The sequence below is a fragment of the Chromohalobacter sp. HP20-39 genome, assembly GCF_033052815.1.
Lineage (GTDB): Bacteria > Pseudomonadota > Gammaproteobacteria > Pseudomonadales > Halomonadaceae > Chromohalobacter.
The window spans coordinates 1-914 of sequence record NZ_JAWHTP010000032.1 but is presented as its reverse complement, the minus strand read 5'-3'; the positions used below and the strand labels follow the sequence as shown (position 1 = coordinate 914).

The following is a 914-nucleotide window of genomic DNA, read 5'->3' as shown; positions in this document are numbered from 1 at the left end:
CGTGAAGGTGCCGGTTGCGCCCGGCGTTCCCTGCTACAGGAACCGCTTCGCCACCCTTTCGAGCGCGTGCAAGTTGAGGGGCCGGTGCTGAATTCCTCCGGCATATCCGTCTGGGCCACGGACGCCTCCTGATTAACGGCTTCCAGCGCGCATCAGCCTGCGCATTCCCTCACCCAAACCGCCAGCCCGTTCGCCTGTCGGGGCAAATCCCTGTTGGCGCGCTTAGCCCGTGTGGGCAGCCTGCGGTTTGGGTGAAGCGGCTGGATTCAGCCGTACAGGGCGCAAAGCCACACGCCCCACCAGATGTACATCGAGATCGGGGCGAACATCAGTCTGCGTCCTTGGTGAACAGCGATTCGGCCCGGATGCGCGCCAGCGACATACGTGCGAGCTTGCGGGCCTGCTCGCGCTTCTCGGCCGCCGCTTCCTCTTCCTGCTTCCGCTCCAATACCAGCATGGGGTCGCGGTAGCAGTGCGACGGGAGAGCGGTGGAGGTTTCCATGGGCCGGAAAGCAAAAAGCCCGCTCATTGGCGGGCTTGGGTGCTGCGCTTCGTCTGAGGACAAGCATCCCTCCGAATGGATGCTGTCGCGGTCAGAGCCGGAAACGCCGCAAGGGCTTCAGTAATCTACGCGCAGGATAGTACAGGCGAGATCAGTTTACAAGGGGTTTTGATCTTGGCCTAGTAGCTTAGCGATGCGCCTCCCCTAGTACGCCACCTATGGCGCGTCTTTCCAGAAAAATCCCTCGGAGCCGTCATGGCACCGCGCCCAATACCGTAGTTGCAACCGCATGGGCTGCCATTCCGACGGCTGATGCCATCGCCATTCACCTGTCGGACTCATCTCTGCGATCTCGCTCATTCCTCCTCCTAGCCAGCCGATCCCGGCAGCGAGTCCTCCCCATCTGCCCTTG

General features: G+C 62.3%; 1 protein-coding gene. It reads right to left on the bottom strand.

Features of this window, described 5'->3' with window-relative positions:
• Positions 1-328: 328 nt before the first annotated feature.
• Positions 329-565: a hypothetical protein gene (locus RVY79_RS16655; RefSeq protein ID WP_317465590.1), complete on the bottom strand. Its 237-nt coding sequence runs from the start codon at positions 563-565 to the stop codon at positions 329-331.
• Positions 566-914: the final 349 nt, after the last annotated feature.